Below are 13626 nucleotides of genomic sequence, written 5' to 3'. Positions count from 1 at the left end.
AATGAACGTTAAACAAAAAACCATAAAAAGCGAAGTTTCTGTACATGGAGTAGGCTTGCACACTGGTGCAAGTGTCACTTTAACTTTTTGTCCGGCTCCGGAAAACCACGGGTTTAAATTTCAAAGGACTGATTTACCAGGTCAACCAATCATCGATGCTGACTGTGACAATGTTACAGATACAGCAAGAGGAACAACAATTACGCAAAATGGGGCTAGTATCAGCACGGTTGAGCATGTAATGGCTTCTCTGGTGGGGATGGACCTTGATAATATATTAATGAAGCTGGATGGCCCTGAAACTCCGATTATGGACGGAAGTGCGATCCTTTTTGTTGAAGCGCTGGAAAGTGTAGGCTTAGTCAATCAAAGTATTGACCGTGAATACTTCCAGATTCCTCATAATATTACTTATACTGACGCTGAGCGTAAGGTTGAGATTGTGGCTATGCCGCTTGAAGATTACAGGTTTACCTGTATGATTGATTATAACTCTCCGGTTCTGGGCAGTCAGCATGCAGTAATTTCTAATATTGCTGAATTTAAAAGTGCAATTGCATCCTGCCGTACTTTCTGTTTTCTGCATGAACTGGAATATCAGTTAAAAAACAACCTGATTAAAGGCGGTGATTTAAACAATGCCATTGTTATCGTAGATAAAGAGGTGACACGTGATGAATTAGATCACCTGGCTAAAATCTTCCACAGAGAAAAAATAGACGTTGCTCCACAGGGAATCCTGAATAATATGGAACTGCGTTACCAGAATGAGCCTGCCAGACACAAATTATTAGATATGATTGGTGATCTTGCATTGGTTGGTATGCATATCAAAGGACATATCATGGCCGCAAGACCAGGACATGCTGCAAATATTGCATTTGCCAAAAAGATTAAAGCGGCTATCAAAAAAGAAAAAAATAAAAAAGTTCAGCATGTTTATGACCCAGCTGTAAAGCCTCTTTATGATGTGATGCAGATCATGGACATTTTACCGCACAGACAACCATTTTTGTTTATCGATAAAATTCTTGAATTGTCTAAAACACATGTTGTTGGTGTGAAAAATGTGACGATGAATGAAGAGTTTTTCAAAGGGCACTTTCCTGGTGCGCCGGTTTTACCTGGTGTAATTCAGATTGAGGCCATGGCACAAACTGGCGGGATTTTAGTATTGAGTACTGTTCCTGATCCCCGGAATTACCTGACTTATTTCCTTAAAATAGATAAAGTAAGATTCAGGGCGCAAGTATTGCCAGGTGATACGATCGTTTTCAGATGTGATCTGATGGAGCCAATCCGCAGAGGTATAGCACAAATGAAAGGCGTGGGCATGGTAGGAGAGAAAATAGTAGTAGAGGCAGAGATGATGGCCCAGATTTCAAAAGTTAAAGATAGCGAACGCATATCATGATACAACCTTTAGCATATATACATCCTGATGCGATCATAGCAGATAATGTAGTAATAGAGCCGTTTTCTGTTATACATAAAGACGTTGTAATTGGTGAAGGAACATGGATTGCCTCAAATGTGGTAATCATGGACGGAGCAAGAATAGGAAAGAATTGCAGGATTTTTCCGGGTTCTGTTATATCCGGCGTTCCTCAGGATTTGAAGTTCGCAGGTGAAGTTACGACTGCCGAAATCGGGGATAATACCACGATCAGGGAGTGTGTGACCATCAATAGAGGGACAAAAGATAAATGGAAGACTGTAATTGGCAGTAACTGTCTGATTCAGGCTTATTCGCATATTGCGCATGACTGTGAGGTTGGAAATAACTGTATTTTTTCAAACAGCACAACGCTGGCAGGGCATATTACCATTGGTGATTATGTCGTTCTGGCTGGTCTGGTTGCTATACATCAATTTGTTAATGTAGGTTCGCACGCTTTTATTACTGGTGGTTCACTGGTAAGAAAAGATGTTCCTCCTTATGTTAAAGCCGCAAGAGAGCCTTTATCTTATGCAGGTATTAATTCTGTAGGTTTAAGAAGACGTGGGTTTTCTTCAGAGAAGATCAATGAAATACAAGAGATCTACAGGGTCCTGTTTGTGAAACATAACAATGTGACCAAAGCTCTTGATAAAATAGAAGCTGAATTTGCACCTACAGAAATCCGTGATGAAATTGTTGATTTTATCAGGAATTCGAATAGAGGGGTAATGAAAGGTTTCGGTTCAGGCAGCTAAAAAATTTCAATGACAATCGATTTAAAAAATGCCGGCAGACGGTTTAACCAGGAGTGGATTTTTAGAAATTTCACCTATGATTTTAAAGCTGCCGGTAAATATGCCATACTGGGGCCTAATGGTTCTGGTAAGTCCACGCTGTTAAGTGTGATCCTGGGTAATCTGGAGCCTTCTGAGGGGGAAATTACCTATACGCAGGATGGTAAAGCTATCCCGGTTGAGAAATGGTATAAGCAAGTGAGTTTTGCTGCCCCTTATCTGGACCTGGTTGAAGAATTTACTTTGCAGGAGACTATCGATTTTCATTTTAAATTTAAAGAATTTCATCCGGGAACGGGGCCTGCACATCTTATGGATCTTTTAGGTTTAGGGAAAGCTCAGGATAAAGCACTGAAATATTTTTCTTCGGGAATGAAGCAGCGGACAAAACTTGCTTTGGCCTGCTGCACTAACACACCACTGCTATTGCTGGATGAGCCAACTTCTAACCTTGATAGACAAGGAATTGAGTGGTATCATGAATTGATCAGAGATTTTACGGCAGATAAACTGGTGATGGTGGGTTCTAATCAGGAAAATGAGTATTCTTTTTGCGATAATTTTATAAAGATAACTGACTATAAATAAAGCAAAACGCGATGAATTGCAAGGCTAATGTCAAGATATCGACGGAAAATTAGCTATATATATAATTTTAAAAATAACTATTGTAGAACCAATAATTGTTTTTACCTTTGCGGCACGAAATGGCGCTGCTGGTAGAGCAATGAATTTCAGAAAAAAATGGCAAAAGCATCAGAAGTAAAAAGCGGTAATATTCTTCGTTTTAACGGAGAATTGATACAAGTAGAAGAGTTTCTTCACCGTACTCCTGGAAATTTAAGAGCTTTCTACCAGGCTAGAATGAGGAATATTAAAAGCGGCAAATTAGTCGAATATAGATTCCGCACGGACGAAGAGGTAACAATTTGCAGGGTAGAGACAAATGATTACCAATATTTATACGAAGATGGAGAATTCCTCGTTGTTATGGATAACAGTTCTTTTGAACAATTTAACATCCCAAAATCATTATTTGGAGATCAGATTAAATTCTTAAAAGAAGGCATGAATGTTGTAATATCATTTGAGAGTGACGAGCCGATTTTGGCACAAACTCCTCAGCATGTTGAGCTGGAAGTGACGTATACAGAGCCCGCTGTTAAAGGGGACACTTCAACAAATGCATTGAAATATGCGACCGTTGGAGCAGATGTTGAAATTAAAGTGCCAATGTTTATCAATCAGGGCGATAAAGTTAAGGTTGATACACGTACAGGCGAATATATAGAAAGAGTAAAATAAGAATTTTCATAGTTTAGTTTTAGGTTTAGGTTGATTTTGGCTTCGGAGTGGTTCCCGAAGCCATACTTTTTTACAGGCTTTTTTATCTGCCTGACAGGTCTTTTTGACGGATCAAGTCATAAACTTGTGGAGCAGGCTGTTTTTAAGCATAAATTTTGACACGCTAAACAGAAAGTCTTTGAGCCAGGGATGTTCTGATGGATATGAATGTTGCTCTGAAAGCTTTCAATTTGCATGGGAATGACTCAAGCCGAAACAAGGCCGTGCTGTTAGTAATAGATTCAAAATAGCTAAATAATCAATCTATACCGGCCGGGTACTGACCGGGTACTGTCCGGGTACTCGTTAGGGTAAGAGCAATGTTAAAGTAACGTGAGAGCATGGCAAGTCCAAGTAAAAACAACTAGTTGAAATGACATAGAGTTACTATGCTTTAAGCCTGCTTACAACCTGGTCTTACACCGACCATCACTCAGGCAGAACCAAATCATAACCGGGTGAAGATTAATGAAATTATGACTTGATCCTTTTTGACTGGTTTATTATATTATCCTGCACTAATTTCCGGAGGATTTATAACTTGCAGTGCAGCGCAGCATAAAAAATGAATAAAACCGAAATCAGAAAACAGGAAACTTTAAAAAGGAAAGCGCTTAGCCAGGAGCAGGTTGCTGTGCTAAGTGAAGGACTCCTTGAACAATTTGCTACACTGGATTTTAGTCTTGTAAATACAATCCATATCTTTTTACCTATCGCAGAAAAAAATGAACCTGACACCTTTCTGTTCATTGCCTGGCTAAAAAAGCACCACCCGCTGATTAAAATAATTGTTCCCCGCGCTGATTTTAATACTTCTTTGATGACTCATCATCCTTATAAAGGGGAACAGGAGCTTCTAAAGAGTTCATTTAATATTCTGGAGCCAATAGCTGATGAGGAATATAAAGGGATTGTAGACCTTGTTATTGTGCCTTTACTGGCATTTGATGACCGGGGTTACCGGGTTGGTTATGGAAAGGGTTTTTATGACCGGTTTCTGGAGGGAAGCAGCAGTCTGAAAGCCGGACTGTCTTTTTTTAAAAGCGTGGGAACCATTGCTGATCCCCACGTCAATGACGTTCGTCTGGATCTGTGTATTACACCAGATCAGATTTTTTATTTTAAGGATTAAATGCCTGTTTTTTTTAAGCGTTCAGTTCCAGTAATATTGGACAATGGTCTGAATGTATAGCGTCAGAGAGGATCTCTACATGTTTAATACGGTCCAGCATTGGTTGCGTTGCTAAATGATAATCAATACGCCAGCCAAGATTCTTACCTCTTGAACCCGCTCTGTAGCTCCACCAGGTATAATGGTGAGGATCTTTATTGAGATGTCTGAATGTATCTATAAAACCTGCTTCAAGAAATAAGCCCATCCATTCTCTTTCTTCTGGCAGGAAACCTGAAGAATTGGCATTGGATTTAGGATTATGTATATCAATAGCAGTGTGGCAGATGTTATAATCTCCCGAAATGATCAGGTTTGGATGGGTTTCGCGCAGTTTGGTAATGTACTTCTCAAAATATGCCATGAATTCGTACTTTTTAACCTGTCTCTCGTCTCCGGAAGAACCAGATGGAAGATATACGCTCATCAGGGAGAAAGTGTCAAAATCAGCTCTTAAAATGCGCCCTTCTTTATCTATCCATTCTTCACCACAGCCGTATTCTACATGGTTAGGTTTAATTTTAGAAAAAATGGCTACACCACTGTATCCCTTTTTTTCTGCTGCAAACCAGTAATGATGATAACCAAGGTTCTCAATCTGGCCGATTATTTCAGGAATTTGCGAGGGAAGTGCTTTCACTTCCTGAAGACAAATCATATCTGCATCGGTTGACTGTAACCAGCCAACAAAGTTTTTTGTTGATGCAGCACGGATTCCGTTGACGTTGTAAGAAAGTATTTTCATCGTAGTTTTTATTGTTTTTTAACGGTGATGAAGCTTGCACTTTGTGCAGGTTTCATTGTAGTATTTATTTTCTTTTAATGATTCAGTAAAAAAGCCAGCCTGCTGTCTCCGGATTTTCGCATTTCTTTTTCCAGTTTACGTGCTTTTCTTCGTTTTAAGAGTGTAACAGTCATTTTGACATCCATTAAAGGACGATTATTCGGGTCGGTTTTCACTGCTGCGATAGTATCAACTAATGGCAGGCCACTGATAATCTCTCCATAAACAGTATATTTTTTATCTAAATGAGGCACTCCGCCTATATTTTTATAAATTTCACGCTCCCACTGCGGAATTTTAAATTTCAGTCTTTTGACTTCCATACTGTCCAGCTGTGCGTCTGTAAATTTTTTTCCCTGTACCAGGTAAAACTGACAACCGCTTGAAGCCATTAAAGGATTATCGTCTCTGGCAGCAGCCAGTACCCCCTTTTTATGAAACAGGCTGTCCCTGAACTCGGCAGGGATAGTATAACCTACATCTCCATTACCCAATTCTTTGCCGGCAGGGGCATTTTTTGAATCGGGATCACCTCCCTGAATCATAAAGGCATTAATTACCCGATGAAATAATGTGCCGTCATAAAACCCCTTTTTAACCAGTTTGACCATATTGTCACGGTGATGCGGAGTTTTATTGTATAACATAATGATACATTCACCCTGAGCTGTTGCGATCTTTATATACTGATGTTTTGGCCCCGAAGCAAAGACAGAATTTAAACAAAGAAAGAACAGTAAAGTAAGGAATGGCTTCATCTTATTGGTATTTTTGGCTAAGTTAAGACAGAATTCTGCTTTTAAAAATTGGTATGGCATAATCTTGTAATCTTTCCGTTTCTTAAACCCGGCCTTTTATTATTTTAGAATTTTATGCTTACTTTTGGTAAATAATGAAACTAAGACAAAAGATAGCTTTAGGATTGTGTGCCTTTTACCTGATTAGCGTAATAGGTGTTGCCTTGAGTCTGCATTTTTGCGGAGGTCAGCTGTCTGGTATTCATTTGACGGAAGTTGCCCATTGCGGCGGATGTAAGGAGGCAGAAAAACCAGTTAAAGCAGATGATTCATGCTGCAAAAACACTAAGGTTGATGCTAAAATCAAAGACAGTCACCAGACAGGTCTGAAAATTGATATTCCTAAAAACTACAGCCTTCCTGTTTTTCTTTCTTCCTTCTTTTTAAGAATGGTGGAGTCTGCTTTGCCGAAAATATTTAGCAAAGTGGAAAGTAAAGTACCCCCTTTGTCCGCCCGGCTTGCCTTGCATGCTTATAACTGCGTTTTCAGAAATTAGATCAGGAATAAATTTAACAGCAATTGCGGATGAGCATCCGTAATTGATTTTTTTATTAATTTATTTTTTTAATCTATGAGGAACTGTTTTAAAAACAGGGTCTTATGTAAAATTTCAATTATGAAAACGATCAGATATTTCATTATAATTTTATTCATGTTTATTGGCGGAAGTACTTTCGCACAGCAAATTTCTAAAGCTGAGTTACAGGTTAATGGTTTGACTTGTTCTATGTGTTCAAGAGCAACTGAAACCTCTTTAAAAAGTCTTGGTTTTATTGAAGATGTAACCCCTGACCTGAACAGAAACGTTTTCGTCCTTACTTTTAAGTCAGGTCAGAAAGTAGATCTGGATCAGATCAGAGATAAAGTTCAGGATGCAGGTTTTTCAATAGGTGACCTTTCTGCAACTATCAATTTCAAAAATACAGCGGTTGATGATGCTGGTCTTGCACAGCTTGACGGTAGCGTTTTTCAATTCATCAATGCAAAAAGCAAGACCCTTGACGGACCTGTTATTGCCAGGATAATGGATAAAGATTTTATCACCTCTTCGGCCTTTAAAAAGAAAGCTGCAGAGTTAAAATCTGACACCTACCTTAAAGGAAAAGGGCTTGTAGAAGGTAAAGAAACGCGTATTTTTCACTTAAGTATTTAAATCCCGGAATGAAGTATATTCAATTAGCAGCAGTAATTTTCCTGCTGGGCGGGAGCTTGCGTGCAGGGGCACAGGAATTATATGTCTTTACGGAGCCGGCAAGTAATATGGCTGCCAAATCAATTGGTGTCAGAATTACCAATGAAGGTATTTTTAATGGCGGAGGGAACAGGACTATGCCCGAAGTGATGTTTAGCTTCAATAAAAACCTGATGACACATTTTCAGGGATTTTTCTCTGATATGGATGGTAAATACAGATTGGAAGGGGGAAGCGTATATGCGAAATACCGCTTTCTTTCTATAGATGACTCACAAAAGCATTTACGGGCTGCTGTATTTGGCAGAGTTAGTACGAGTAAACGCCCTACCTATACAGAGGATATTAATCTGGAGGGTGACAATAGTGGTATTCAGGGAGGTTTGGTCGTCACGCAATTACTGCATAAACTGGCTTTATCCGGTACGATAAGTTACACAAAGGCTTTTGATGTAGAAAGCCAGCGGGTAGCGGGTACCTTGCAGCCCGATCAAATGATTGGTTACAGTTTATCGTCGGGATACCTGGTTCTTCCATTCGTTTATAAAAACTATAATCAGCCAAATTTCAATGTCTATTTCGAGATGCTGGGTAAAACAAACCCGGCAAATGGCAGGTCATATCTTGATCTTGCACCCGCCTTACAGGTGATCCTGAATAGCAGAACGAGAATTGATCTGGGCTACAGGTTCCAGGTAGCGGGCGATATGGCTGGCAGATATAATAAAAACATGTACCTGGTACGTGCAGAGTTTAATTTCTTTAACGTTTTAAAATAAGATTTAAATACCCTCAAAAAACAATATACATATGAAAAAAGTACTTTTAGGTTTGGCCCTGTTTCTGGTGGCATCTTTACAACCTGCCCTTGCGCAGAAAACCAGTGTAGCTGGTCAGTTTAATCAAAGTTTGAAAAGCTATTATGCTTTAAAAAATGCATTGGCTACAGATAAAGCAGAGGAAGCTCCAAAATTGGCGCTTGCGTTACAGAAAGCCGTAAAAGAGGTTCCGCATAAGAGCCTTGCAAATGTACAGCAGCATGTTTTATGGATGAAAGAATCTGCTGTAATTCAACAAAAAGCAGTAGAGTTAGCTAAAACAACAGATTTGAAAAGTCAACGTAAAAGCTTTGAAGGGATCAGCACCGCATTTATAAAACTAACAACAGAATTAAAGCTGAATACTCAGGAAGTTTTTGTTCAATATTGTCCTATGGGTAAATTCAGCTGGCTAAATGAGGTGAAGGAAATACAGAACCCTTATTACGGAAGCCAGATGTATGATTGTGGTACCGTGAAAGATACGCTCGAAAAGAACTAATGCTTTCTTAACATACATCAAGGGGTTTCGCCATAATTCCCTATAGATTTGTATGGTTATTTAAAACACATAATTATGAGAAAGATATTTTTATTCCTGCTTGTCATCTCGATCAGCACCGCTTCATTTGCACAAACAAAGTGGTCTGCAGACCCTATGCATACCTTCATTAATTTTGAAGTTAAACATTTAGGGATATCCTTTGTCAACGGCTCGTTCAAGAAATTTGAAGGAACGATTGATGCGGCTAAGCCAGATTTAACAGATGCTAAAATCAGCTTTAAAGTTGATGTAAATAGCGTCTCGACCGGTGTGGAAATGAGAGATAACCATTTGAAAACAGATGATTTCTTTAATGCAGAGAAATATCCTTCCATGACTTTTGTGGGTTCATCTTTCAAAAAACTGAAAGACAATAATTATGAGCTTGCTGGTAAACTAACGATCCGTGATGTAACTAAAGACGTTAAATTCAACGTTGTTTATGGCGGAACGGCCAAAGATCAGCAGGCAAATACAAGAGCGGGCTTTCACGCGACTACCACAGTTAACCGTTTAGATTATAATATTAAATATGATCCGACCGGAATGGCAGTTGCGAAAGACATCAAAATTGAGTTAAACCTGGAATTCGTTCAGGCTAAATAATAAGATAGCTTAAAACAGAGAAGGGGGTTTTTTAAGCATTTTATTGCTTGAATAACCCCCTTTTTAATATAAAGATTATGGCAAATTTATCAGCGCTTAAGAATTTAACAAGTAATCTTCCTGTTCAGGAAGAACTAATGCCTGTTTTGTTTATTGGTCATGGTTCTCCAATGAATGGCATTGAAGACAATGAATTTAGTCTGAAATGGGCAGAAATTGGCCGGACTATACCTGTTCCGAAAGCTGTAATTGTGGTTTCGGCACATTGGTTTACAAAAGGTACGGCGGTTACAGCAATGAATTTTCCGAAGACTATACATGACTTTGGCGGATTTCCGCAGGCCTTATTTGATGTGGAATATGCTGCTCCGGGCAGTCCTTTACTGGCTGCAGAGACGGCAAAGCTGATTGCCAGTACGGAAGTTGTTTTAGATCACGACTGGGGCCTGGATCATGGCGCATGGACAGTATTGCAGCATATGTTTCCGAAGGCTGATATTCCAGTACTGCAATTAAGCATCGATTATACAAAAGATCCTAAATCGCATTATGAAATTGCCGCAGAGCTTTATCAGCTGCGCAAAAAAGGAGTATTGATTCTGGGCAGTGGAAATATGGTACATAATCTGAGAATGTTAAACTGGGAAATGATAAATGGGGGTGGATATGACTGGGCGCTGGAAGTGAACGATAAGTTTAAGACGTTAATAATGAATAAAGAACATCAGCCGCTGCTGACTTATCAGAACCTGGGTAAGGCGGCTATGCTGGCCATTCCAACACCAGAACATTATTTGCCTTTATTGTATACGCTGGGATTGCAGAACGATAAAGAACAAGTCTCAGTTTTCAATGATAAAGCTGTTGGAGGGTCTTTAACCATGACTTCGGTACGGATAGGTTAATCGTAACATTTATAAAACCTTTTTTCCGGGTTGGACAGGAGGCTTAATTTTTTCATAAATTGCGGTCTAAGCTTAAATTAATGAAGAAATTCTGCCTCTTATTTTTATTAGGTACAAGTATTGTAAAAGCACAGGAACGTCCTGTGTTAACGGTCGAAAGTATCATGCGTGACCAGAAATGGCTCGGTGTTTCCCCTTCAGACTATCATTGGTCTGCAGATAGTAAAACAATCTATTTTAAATGGAACCCGCAGCGTAAGGATAATAATGAGGATTATAAGGTGGATATTTCTTCCGGAAAACCTGTAAAGACGGACGAAAAGCTGGCAAATCAGGAAATCATGCCTGATTATATTTATAATAAAGACCATAGTCTTGGTATTGCTGAAAAATCGGGTGATTTATATCTATATTCTTTTAAGACCAAACAGAAGCAGCGGTTAACCAATACGCTGGAAAGAGAGCATAATCCTGTTTTTTTAAACAATGGGACAATTGCTTTTCAAAAAGGCAATAATCTATACGCACTCAATTTAAAGTCGAATGAATTGAAGCAGCTGACTAATTTTGTATCAGGAAAAAAAGGAGTTGCTGCAGGACAAAAAACAAAGAATTTACAGGATAGCTGGCTAAATACTGAACAGGATGAGCTGTTTGATGTGCTTAAAAGCAAGAAGCAAAAAGAGGCATTCAGGCTGGCTAAAAAGAAAAACCTGACCGGGGATGATAAGCCTTTAAGAGCTATTGAACTAGGGAATCTGGAACTTAGCAATCTGGTGATCAGTCCTGATGGCCGCTATATCAGTTACAGATTAAAAACCCAGGCACTGGGGGGCAAGGAAACTATTGTTCCGAATTTTATTACTGCATCTGGTTATACAGAGGATATTCCGGGCAGAACTAAGGTTGGTGAACCTTTACCAGTATATGAAAATTTCATCTGCGATCAGCAGCGTGATACTATTTATAAGCTGGAAACGGCACAGATCCCTGGGATTAAAGACCTGCCTGACTATTTGAAAGATTATCCGAAACAAATGGAGGCTGCGGTTAAAAAGAATGAAGACAGACAGGTTAATTTATATGGCCCTATCTGGAATCCGGCAGGTAAGCTGGCGGTTGTTATTGCTGAATCGCAGGATAATAAGGATCGCTGGATCTTGAAACTGGATGCACTTACAGGAAGCTTAACGCTTTTAGACAGGCAACGTGACGAGGCCTGGATTGGTGGCCCTGGTACGGGAACGGATAATGTCGGATGGATAGATGAGGAGAATATTTATTTCCAGAGTGAAGCCAGCGGGTATTCCCATCTATACAGGGAACATGTTTTAAGTGGTGTTAAACGTCAGCTGACCAGTGGTAAATGGGAGGTGAAAAATCTTTCTCTGGCTAAAAACAAACAGACATTTTATTTTACCGGCAATATAGAGCATCCTGGGATTACTCACTTTTATAAGGTGAGTGTCAATGGTGGGGACCCGGTTAAGATTACCAGTATGAAGGGGGGAAATGAAGTTACCTTATCTCCCGATGAGCAGTGGCTTGCTATTAATTATTCTTATATGAATAAACCCTGGGAGTTATATATCCAGGCGAATAAACCGGGAGCTAAGGCGATAAAGGTAACGGAATCTTCATCTGAGGAGTTTAAGGCTTATCCCTGGAGAGAACCGGATATGGTATCTTTTAAAAACAGGTATGGTGATGAGGTGTATGCAAGGGTTTATCCTGCATTAAAACCTGAAGCAAACCATCCGGCGGTGGTATTTGTACATGGAGCAGGTTATCTGCAGAATGTACATTACTGGTGGAGCCAGTATTCCCGTGAATATATGTTTCATAACCTGCTTGCAGATCATGGGTATACAGTAATTGACATTGATTATACGGCCAGTTCCGGATATGGCAGAAATCACCGTACCGGTATTTACCGCCATATGGGTGGAAAGGATTTAACGGATCAGGTGGATGGTGTAAAATTACTGGTTGAAAAATATAATGTAAACCCTAAGCATGTGGGAATCTACGGAGGTTCATATGGTGGTTTTATTACGCTGATGGCTTTATTTAATGAACCTGAGGTATTTGCTTCGGGCGCGGCCTTACGTTCAGTGACAGACTGGGCACATTATAATCATGGCTATACGTCTAATATTTTGAATGAGCCTTTCAATGATGAACTGGCCTATAAACGCAGTTCTCCGATTTATTTTGCTGCAGGTTTAAAAGGAAATTTACTGATGTGTCACGGCATGGTGGACGAGAATGTGCAGTTCCAGGATATCGTGCGTTTGAGCCAGCGCTTTATTGAACTGGGTAAAAACAACTGGGAACTGGCTGTTTATCCGGTTGAAGACCATGGATTTGTACAGCCATCAAGCTGGACAGATGAGTATAAAAGGATCTTTAAGCTATTTGAAAGCACACTAATTAGTAAATAGAGTGCTTCTAATCTGTCTAGATCTGTCTATAGTTTTTGTCTATAGGGGCATCAATATTAAGTATCTGTTATCTTTTGAATAGGGTTGGTAAAGAGCGGGTATTGATGTATTTTTGCACAACGAAAAAAACAACATTATGATTAATATAGGTGAACAATTTCCAGCTTATTCAAAACCAGCTGTAGTTAGTATAGAAAAAGGAAAAGAGTTTGAAACATTAACTTCTGCTTCTTTAGTAAATGAGAACAACCAATGGACTTGTATGTTCTGGTGGCCGAAAGATTTTACTTTTGTTTGTCCTACAGAAATCGCTGAATTCAATGCAAACTTTGGTGAATTCCGTGACCGCGACACAACTTTGATCGGTGCATCTACAGATTCAGAAAACGTGCATTTAGCATGGAGACATAACCATGATGATTTACGTGGTTTAAAATTCCCTATGCTTGCTGATACTTCTAAATCTTTAGCTGAAGCACTTGACATTTTAGAGCCTACAGAAAAAATCGCTTACCGTGCAACTTTCATCATTGACCCACAAGGAATTATCCGTTGGGCTAGTGCAAATGACTTAAGCGTTGGACGTAATGTAAAAGAAGTATTAAGAGTACTTGATGCTTTACAAACTGACGAACTTTGTCCTTGTAACTGGGAAAAAGGTGAAGCAACTTTAACAGTTTAAATTTAAGTTCCTGTTTATTTTAAACAGGGTTTAATTCATAAAAACCCCTGTAAATGCATTTTGCAGGGGTTTTTTATATCCATAGAATCTGCTTTTTAAGCGA

15 protein-coding genes are annotated in these 13626 nt (G+C 39.3%); 13 read left to right on the top strand and 2 right to left on the bottom strand.

Going from position 1 to position 13626, the window contains the following annotated elements; translation table 11 throughout:
- Position 1: 1 nt before the first annotated feature.
- The 5 genes from HDE68_RS06690 to HDE68_RS06670 all read left to right on the top strand — a co-directional run bounded on the left by HDE68_RS06690 (position 2) and on the right by HDE68_RS06670 (position 4711).
- Positions 2-1414 (top strand): bifunctional UDP-3-O-[3-hydroxymyristoyl] N-acetylglucosamine deacetylase/3-hydroxyacyl-ACP dehydratase, encoded by a 1413-nt coding sequence (locus HDE68_RS06690; RefSeq protein ID WP_183880250.1) that lies wholly within the window; start codon positions 2-4, stop codon positions 1412-1414.
- Positions 1411-2196 carry an acyl-ACP--UDP-N-acetylglucosamine O-acyltransferase gene (gene lpxA / locus HDE68_RS06685; protein WP_111632799.1) on the top strand — a complete coding sequence of 262 codons (786 nt, stop codon included), beginning with the start codon at positions 1411-1413 and terminating at the stop codon, positions 2194-2196. Before HDE68_RS06690 ends, lpxA begins: the two co-directional genes overlap by 4 nt.
- A 9-nt stretch (positions 2197-2205) precedes the next feature.
- On the top strand, positions 2206-2823 hold the full coding sequence (locus HDE68_RS06680) for an ATP-binding cassette domain-containing protein (RefSeq protein ID WP_183880248.1): 618 nt from the start codon (positions 2206-2208) through the stop codon (positions 2821-2823).
- A 156-nt stretch (positions 2824-2979) separates the two neighbouring features.
- Entirely contained in the window at positions 2980-3540 is a 561-nt protein-coding gene (gene efp / locus HDE68_RS06675; RefSeq protein WP_183880246.1) for an elongation factor P, read from the top strand.
- A gap of 604 nt (positions 3541-4144) precedes the next feature.
- Positions 4145-4711 (top strand): 5-formyltetrahydrofolate cyclo-ligase, encoded by a 567-nt coding sequence (locus HDE68_RS06670; protein ID WP_183880244.1) that lies wholly within the window; start codon positions 4145-4147, stop codon positions 4709-4711.
- 13 nt (positions 4712-4724) lie between these two features.
- Here HDE68_RS06670 and HDE68_RS06665 read toward each other — a convergent pair whose 3' ends face one another.
- A complete protein-coding gene (locus HDE68_RS06665; protein ID WP_183880242.1) occupies positions 4725-5495 on the bottom strand; it encodes an exodeoxyribonuclease III in 771 nt (256 codons plus the stop codon).
- Positions 5496-5569: 74 nt separating this feature from the next.
- Entirely contained in the window at positions 5570-6292 is a 723-nt protein-coding gene (locus tag HDE68_RS06660; protein WP_183880240.1) for a peptidylprolyl isomerase, read from the bottom strand.
- Between the two features lie 134 nt (positions 6293-6426).
- On the opposite strand from HDE68_RS06660, the gene HDE68_RS06655 reads away from it, so the two are divergent.
- From HDE68_RS06655 to HDE68_RS06620, 8 genes are all read left to right on the top strand, one after another.
- Positions 6427-6828, top strand: coding sequence for an HYC_CC_PP family protein (locus HDE68_RS06655; RefSeq protein ID WP_183880239.1), 402 nt, complete (start codon positions 6427-6429; stop codon positions 6826-6828).
- A 120-nt stretch (positions 6829-6948) separates the two neighbouring features.
- Positions 6949-7485 carry a heavy-metal-associated domain-containing protein gene (locus HDE68_RS06650; RefSeq protein WP_183880237.1) on the top strand — a complete coding sequence of 179 codons (537 nt, stop codon included), beginning with the start codon at positions 6949-6951 and terminating at the stop codon, positions 7483-7485.
- 8 nt (positions 7486-7493) lie between these two features.
- Positions 7494-8303: a hypothetical protein gene (locus tag HDE68_RS06645; protein WP_183880235.1), complete on the top strand. Its 810-nt coding sequence runs from the start codon at positions 7494-7496 to the stop codon at positions 8301-8303.
- 31 nt (positions 8304-8334) lie between these two features.
- Positions 8335-8844, top strand: a complete 510-nt coding sequence (locus HDE68_RS06640) for a DUF3347 domain-containing protein (RefSeq protein ID WP_183880233.1) — start codon at positions 8335-8337, stop codon at positions 8842-8844.
- A 75-nt stretch (positions 8845-8919) separates the two neighbouring features.
- Positions 8920-9492, top strand: coding sequence for a YceI family protein (locus tag HDE68_RS06635; protein ID WP_183880231.1), 573 nt, complete (start codon positions 8920-8922; stop codon positions 9490-9492).
- A gap of 77 nt (positions 9493-9569) precedes the next feature.
- On the top strand, positions 9570-10397 hold the full coding sequence (ygiD, locus tag HDE68_RS06630) for a 4,5-DOPA dioxygenase extradiol (protein ID WP_183880229.1): 828 nt from the start codon (positions 9570-9572) through the stop codon (positions 10395-10397).
- An 80-nt stretch (positions 10398-10477) separates the two neighbouring features.
- Entirely contained in the window at positions 10478-12841 is a 2364-nt protein-coding gene (locus tag HDE68_RS06625; protein ID WP_183880226.1) for a S9 family peptidase, read from the top strand.
- A 136-nt stretch (positions 12842-12977) separates the two neighbouring features.
- Positions 12978-13523, top strand: a complete 546-nt coding sequence (locus tag HDE68_RS06620; RefSeq protein WP_183880224.1) for a peroxiredoxin — start codon at positions 12978-12980, stop codon at positions 13521-13523.
- Positions 13524-13626 lie beyond the last annotated feature (103 nt).

This window comes from Pedobacter cryoconitis, assembly GCF_014200605.1.
GTDB lineage: Bacteria > Bacteroidota > Bacteroidia > Sphingobacteriales > Sphingobacteriaceae > Pedobacter > Pedobacter cryoconitis_B.
Note: the sequence above shows the minus strand (reverse complement) of the source record. Positions and strands in the feature narration are given on the sequence as shown.

Coding starts and splice junctions, on each gene's coding strand:
- HDE68_RS06690 (WP_183880250.1), top strand. CDS start 2: ATGAACGTTAAACAAAAAACCATAAAAAGCGAAGTTTCTGTACATGGA.
- lpxA (WP_111632799.1), top strand. CDS start 1,411: ATGATACAACCTTTAGCATATATACATCCTGATGCGATCATAGCAGAT.
- HDE68_RS06680 (WP_183880248.1), top strand. CDS start 2,206: ATGACAATCGATTTAAAAAATGCCGGCAGACGGTTTAACCAGGAGTGG.
- efp (WP_183880246.1), top strand. CDS start 2,980: ATGGCAAAAGCATCAGAAGTAAAAAGCGGTAATATTCTTCGTTTTAAC.
- HDE68_RS06670 (WP_183880244.1), top strand. CDS start 4,145: ATGAATAAAACCGAAATCAGAAAACAGGAAACTTTAAAAAGGAAAGCG.
- HDE68_RS06665 (WP_183880242.1), bottom strand. CDS start 5,495: ATGAAAATACTTTCTTACAACGTCAACGGAATCCGTGCTGCATCAACA.
- HDE68_RS06660 (WP_183880240.1), bottom strand. CDS start 6,292: ATGAAGCCATTCCTTACTTTACTGTTCTTTCTTTGTTTAAATTCTGTC.
- HDE68_RS06655 (WP_183880239.1), top strand. CDS start 6,427: ATGAAACTAAGACAAAAGATAGCTTTAGGATTGTGTGCCTTTTACCTG.
- HDE68_RS06650 (WP_183880237.1), top strand. CDS start 6,949: ATGAAAACGATCAGATATTTCATTATAATTTTATTCATGTTTATTGGC.
- HDE68_RS06645 (WP_183880235.1), top strand. CDS start 7,494: ATGAAGTATATTCAATTAGCAGCAGTAATTTTCCTGCTGGGCGGGAGC.
- HDE68_RS06640 (WP_183880233.1), top strand. CDS start 8,335: ATGAAAAAAGTACTTTTAGGTTTGGCCCTGTTTCTGGTGGCATCTTTA.
- HDE68_RS06635 (WP_183880231.1), top strand. CDS start 8,920: ATGAGAAAGATATTTTTATTCCTGCTTGTCATCTCGATCAGCACCGCT.
- ygiD (WP_183880229.1), top strand. CDS start 9,570: ATGGCAAATTTATCAGCGCTTAAGAATTTAACAAGTAATCTTCCTGTT.
- HDE68_RS06625 (WP_183880226.1), top strand. CDS start 10,478: ATGAAGAAATTCTGCCTCTTATTTTTATTAGGTACAAGTATTGTAAAA.
- HDE68_RS06620 (WP_183880224.1), top strand. CDS start 12,978: ATGATTAATATAGGTGAACAATTTCCAGCTTATTCAAAACCAGCTGTA.